Annotated in this window: 5 protein-coding genes and 1 riboswitch; of the genes, 3 read left to right on the top strand and 2 right to left on the bottom strand. The window is 38.0% G+C overall.

What is annotated here, in order from left to right:
* Nucleotides 1–13 precede the first annotated feature (13 nt).
* Entirely contained in the window at nucleotides 14–1,456 is a 1,443-nt protein-coding gene (gene cls / locus ACI6MV_RS24520) for a cardiolipin synthase (protein ID WP_407272948.1), read from the bottom strand.
* 151 nt (nucleotides 1,457–1,607) lie between these two features.
* On the opposite strand from cls, the gene ACI6MV_RS24515 reads away from it, so the two are divergent.
* Complete coding sequence (locus ACI6MV_RS24515; protein ID WP_407272947.1) at nucleotides 1,608–1,796, top strand: gamma-type small acid-soluble spore protein; 189 nt, start codon at nucleotides 1,608–1,610, stop codon at nucleotides 1,794–1,796.
* 333 nt (nucleotides 1,797–2,129) lie between these two features.
* A complete protein-coding gene (gene rarD, locus ACI6MV_RS24510) occupies nucleotides 2,130–3,059 on the top strand; it encodes an EamA family transporter RarD (RefSeq protein WP_407272946.1) in 930 nt (309 codons plus the stop codon).
* A gap of 47 nt (nucleotides 3,060–3,106) precedes the next feature.
* Here the strand turns inward: rarD and ACI6MV_RS24505 are convergent, their stop codons facing one another.
* Nucleotides 3,107–3,598, bottom strand: coding sequence for an Hsp20/alpha crystallin family protein (locus ACI6MV_RS24505; protein WP_407272945.1), 492 nt, complete (start codon nucleotides 3,596–3,598; stop codon nucleotides 3,107–3,109).
* Nucleotides 3,599–3,770: 172 nt separating this feature from the next.
* Nucleotides 3,771–3,878, top strand: a riboswitch (SAM riboswitch).
* Nucleotides 3,879–4,036: 158 nt separating this feature from the next.
* On the opposite strand from ACI6MV_RS24505, the gene ACI6MV_RS24500 reads away from it, so the two are divergent.
* Nucleotides 4,037–5,791, top strand: a complete 1,755-nt coding sequence (locus tag ACI6MV_RS24500; protein WP_407272944.1) for a PLP-dependent aspartate aminotransferase family protein — start codon at nucleotides 4,037–4,039, stop codon at nucleotides 5,789–5,791.
* The last annotated feature ends 55 nt before the right edge of the window (nucleotides 5,792–5,846 follow it).

Below are 5,846 nucleotides of genomic sequence, written 5' to 3'. Positions count from 1 at the left end.
TCTGTATTAAATTCTATAATATCGGGGAAAGAAGCTTCGATATTGATTCCTTAAAACGAATCCACTTTGATCGTTTTTTATAAAGCTTAAGTGTTAGCTCAGATGAATTCATAATGTCCTGTTTATACGCTTGTACAAGCTTTTCTGCAATTTCTTGATCGTAAATAAAGGCATTCACTTCAAAATTCAGCCGAAAGCTTCGAACGTCTATATTCGCCGTTCCGACACTAGCGATTTTGCCATCGACAACGATTGTCTTTGCATGCAAGAAGCCATTTTGATATATATAAGCTTTTGCACCAGCAGTTAATAGCTCACCAATATTATAAAAAGTTGCCCAATACACAAATGGATGATCTGGTTTGTTAGGTATCATAATTCGTACATCAACACCGGAAAGGACGGCTATTTGTAAGGCATCTTTTAAGCTTTCATCTGGAATAAAGTACGGTGTTTGAATATATATATAATCCTTTGCTTCCATAATCATCTTTATGTATCCATTTTTTATTTGCTCCCATTCAGAATCCGGTCCACTAGAAACAATTTGCACTCCTACATTTCCGGCAGGTTCCGATACAAAATATGTAGATTCATAAGAAATGTGATGCCTTGATGCTTGATTCCAATCTAAAATGAATCTTGTTTGCATATGATGAACAGCATTACCAATCATTCGCAAGTGTGTATCGCGCCAATAGCCAAAGCGCTTATTATAGCCTAAATATTCATCCCCAATGTTAAAACCGCCAATGTATCCGATATTACCATCAATAATGGCTAGTTTGCGGTGGTTGCGATAGTTTATTTTAAAATTTACTTTTGGGATAAATGATGGAAAAAACGATTCTACCTCGCCTCCCGCTTCTCTAATCCGCTTAATATACTTCCTACTCAAGCTTCTCGATCCAAGGTCATCATATAGTACTCTTACTTGTACACCTTCCTTGGACTTCTTAATGAGCGCATCAGCCAGGCGTTGTCCAAGCTCATCGTGGCGAATGATATAGTACAATAAATGGATGTGGTCATGTGCATTTTCAATATCTTGTATGAGTGCATTGAATTTCTTAATACCATCTGTAAAGATTTCTACTTCATTATTTTGCGAGAAAATCGCATCATCATTACGTAGGTGTAAGTAGATTAAATCTTTATATGGGATCATTCCCTCATTACTAATTTCAAAGGACCCATCCTCTAATCCACGCAACTGAGATTGTACTGCTCGCTTCACACCGAGCCTACTTTTCGTATCCCATGTAAAAATCTTTTTGTTACTTAATCTTCTTCCAAAAATTAAATACAATATAAATCCCATTAACGGGATAAATAATAAAACCATCAGCCATGCCCACGTAGATGTTGCATTACGTCTTTCCAAAAATACGATCGCCAAAGCTAACAAGATATTCATAAAAATAATAAAACCAAAAATATAGGGAATCCAACTCATCCTTCTATTTCCCCTTCCCAAGTGAAAACATGAATTGCTACCTACCATAATAGCACATACAACCAAATATCGATTGAATACAGCTACATTTTTTTCGTCAACATAGAAACCTTACAGTTGAAAATAATAAGCATAAAAGGAGGATGATTATATGTCAGACAAAGATATTACAGTAGCTGGAACAAATATTAGCTCAGTAAAAAGTTTAAATAGCCAATCTGGTATGTCCTATAATGAAGCCAAAGCATTTATTGCACGAACTACTGGTGGTCATGGTACAAAAAAGTATAGTACCACTGACGTAGGTAAAGTTCGACGAGAAATTCAAGGTAAGAAGTAAACAATCTCCCTCACACCTAGTTAAGTACGTGTGAGGGGCTTTTTTGTGTCTAGCTCCGAGTGCCAGAAACTAGGCGACTTCACGAACCGCCTTACGATAAGTCATCATTGATTCAGGTTTTATCGAAAGTCGACTAAGGTCGGACTTGTCGTCCAACGTCGACATACCCCCTTTGCGGGGGCATGATTCCTTTATCTCAGTCGATTCACTCCAGTCGCTACGTTTCTAAGCGGCGCTCTGCGCTTTTCTTAGATTCAGTTTAATTTGTTGCTTTTTTAGTAATACAAACCTAAACTTATTCTATTCGAGTTATTAAAAAAGAGGTCATCTGTAATGGAAAATAAAGAATTTAAGTTGGGAATCGTTTATGCAGCTGGGTCATATATCCTCTGGGGATTTCTACCAATTTATTGGAAGCAGTTAAATTTCACATCTCCCGGAGAGGTGCTTGCCCACAGAATCGTTTGGGCATTTATTTTCATGATAATTTTATTAGCATTAACTGGTAAGTGGAATAACTTCATTCGTGAATGCATCCTCATTGCTAAAGATAAAAAGAAACTTATTGGCATCACCATAGCATCGATAGTTATTAGTATCAATTGGCTGTTATTTATATGGGCTGTTAACAGTGATCATGTGGTTCAAGCAAGCCTTGGCTATTATATCAATCCACTCGTAAGCATTTTGTTAGGCATGTTTATCTTAAAAGAAACATTGACCCGATGGCAGGTTATTTCTTTTATATTAGCAGCTGTAGGTGTCATATATTTAACATTCAGTTTTGGCGTTTTTCCATGGGTATCAATTATGCTAGCATTATCATTCGGTGTATACGGTCTATTAAAAAAGACTGTCGACATCAGTGCAACATTCGGACTCACGATAGAAACGGTGATCGTTTTACCAATTGCACTTATCTATTTGATTAGTACACAATTTCAAACTGGTACATTTCCAACCATATGGTCAACGAACACAACTTGGTTAATTTTAGCTGGGCCGGTCACTGCCATTCCGTTACTATTATTTGCTAGTGGCGCAAAGCGAATTCCTTTATCGATGGTCGGATTTTTACAATACTTCGCACCAACGCTGATGCTCATTTTAGGTGTATTTATGTATCATGAAGCATTTACACAGGGACACTTGGTAGCCTTTGTATGTATTTGGACAGCTTTAACCATTTATACCGTGTCTCGTACAAAATGGTTTAAAAAGCTCGAGGCAAAATCTGCCTATAAGAAATCGCTCGAAAGCTAACAGATGGCTTTTTAAAGAAAATAAGCTAATAGGTTACCCTATTAGCTTTATTCAATATCAAGATTATAATCCGTTCGCGGTTTTTTCGGGCCACGAATCTCTAGTACCCCATTCCTGTATTTAGCCTTGGCTGTTTTTTTATCGACAGCATAAGGTAGTGTTACCTCACGTTCCGATTGATAATAACGTCGTTCTCTATGATAGTAACTATTGCTTTCATCGTATTTTTTTACATCTTGATCATTCGATAGACGTATTTTCAGTCGATCACCCACAACATCTAGATGTATATTTTCTTTGTTTACACCTGGTACATCAACCTCAACGATCCATTCCTTATCGGTTTCATACATATCTACCGGTATACTTTTCTGCGGTGTATTGTTTTGAAAAAAAGAATCGATTGAGGCCATGATATTGTTCGTTGGTTTCAATTGAAAAAAATCATCCATTTGTCGAAGAAAATCTGGTGACGTATTTGTATTATTTCTTACATTCCTTTTTGATCGTTTAGATGAATATTTAGATTCCTCTGCCATACGATTAACCTCCTTGTTTTGCGCCCTACACTTTAACCTATGTAATGGAACCCTAATGAGTATAGGCATTCGTTTATATGGATCAAGTTAATCATTATTATTTGAAAATTTGAAAAAAATGGTTGACGCACTGTTTTTAGTCATTTATAATCCAATTAAGTTAATCGCATATCTCTTATCAAGAGAGGCTGAGGGAATAGGCCCTGTGAAGCCCGGCAACCGTCAAGAGTACTTGAAATGGTGCCAAATCCTACAGATGTAACAATCTGAAAGATAAGAGGAGGAACCGGTAATTTCAAGTCCTCTTCTTCGGAAGGGGGCTTTTTTGTCCCCTCTCTCTTCTCACACATCTACATCACGACCCAGGATTTCAGAAAATTTGCTTGTTAGTCGCACCACATGTGTCATCAGTTTTTAAAATTTAAGGAGGATGTACTTATGACAAATTCATTTCAATTCCAAGGAACAGAAACACAATTATTACACGGAGGGCAAACACCAGATCCAACAACTGGTTCACGTGCTGTACCGATTTACCAAACAACTTCCTATGTATTTCGCGATACCGAGCACGCCCAAAATCTATTCGCACTAGCTGAACCAGGTAATATTTATACACGGATTATGAATCCAACGGTTGATGCTTTTGAACAACGGATAGCGTTACTTGAAGACGGTGTGGCAGCAGTTGCAACCGCATCTGGCTCTTCTGCAATCACATTAGCAATATTCAATCTTGCTGGCGCTGGAGATGAAATCGTTGCCGATAGTAATCTGTATGGTGGTACCTATAATCTGTTCGCCAAGACTTTGCCAAAATACGGTATAAACGTTAAATTTGTAGACGGTTCTGACCCAGAAAATTTCCGAGCTGCGATCACGTCGAAGACCAAAGCTATTTATGGAGAAATAATTACCAACCCTAGTTTGAACGTATTTGATATTGAGGCTGTTAGTGAGATTGCACACGCACATGATATTCCGTTAATTATCGATAATACTTTTGCTAGTCCATATGCTTGCAAACCAATAAGCTGGGGTGCTGATATTGTTGTACACTCCGCAACAAAATGGATAGGCGGACACGGCACATCTATCGGCGGTGTTGTGGTTGATGGTGGAAGATTCAATTGGAACAATCCAAAATTCCCAGGATTTATCGAACCAGATGATAGCTATAATGGCATCCGTTTTGGTATTGACATTGGACCACCAGCATTTGCAATTAAATTACGTGTTCAATTATTAAGAGATATTGGACCATCGTTAAGTCCACAAAATGCTTTCTTGTTCTTACAAGGTTTAGAAACATTGAATTTGCGACTTGATCGACATAATCAAAATGCAAAAGCTATAGCAAACTACTTGCAAAATCACCCAAGTGTTGAGTGGGTATCTTATCCAGGTTTAGAAGAACATCCTTCCCACCAGTTAGCGAACAAATACTTAGGTGGCGGCTATGGATCTATCGTTAATTTCGGTATTAAAGGTGGCCGAGAAGCTGGAAGAAAAGTAATTGACAACATCAGCTTATGGTCACACGTAGCGAATGTCGGCGATGCTAAATCACTTATTATTCACCCTGCATCAACAACACATCAGCAATTAGATGAAGTGAGCTTAAAAAGCAGCGGTGTAACAGAGGATTTAATACGATTGTCTGTTGGTCTTGAGTCAATAGATGATATTATTAGCGACCTAGACCAAGCTATTGCTATCGCAACTGGCACTGCAGGCACGATTCAAACTACAGACGAAGCAGCGATCACTTGGGCACTTCAATCACCTTTCGATCGCGCGAATGGTCAACTTAGACAAAAAACAATAGCAGTTGCCGGACTAGGTACTGATGAAAATAATCAAGCGTATAAAGCAGTTCAGAAATTACAGCAATCCGGATATAAGATTGTACCTATTTCATCAAGTGAAGAGTCACAACTAGGGCAGACTGCATATCCTACAGTTGCAGCAGTGTCTGATGATATAGATATTTTATACATCGTAGATCCATCGTCTATTCAAGTATCCGAAGTTTTGAATAACCAGCCTAAGATCGTTTGGCTCGACGCTGCAAATGGTGCCCTGAAACACCAGTTAGCTAACGAGAACATTGTGGTAATTGATGGTTTAAATCCATATGAAGAGGCTGTAAGAATAAAACAAGGCAAACAAAAGGAAGCAGTTACTGTTTAACAGCTTTTTTATTCTATAGTTTGGGCTGTGTTTTATAAGTTTGTTGGTACGCAAA

Source organism: Radiobacillus sp. PE A8.2 (assembly GCF_045635475.1).
GTDB lineage: Bacteria > Bacillota > Bacilli > Bacillales > Amphibacillaceae > JBJGXI01.
This window is presented reverse-complemented; position numbering and strand designations above follow the sequence as displayed.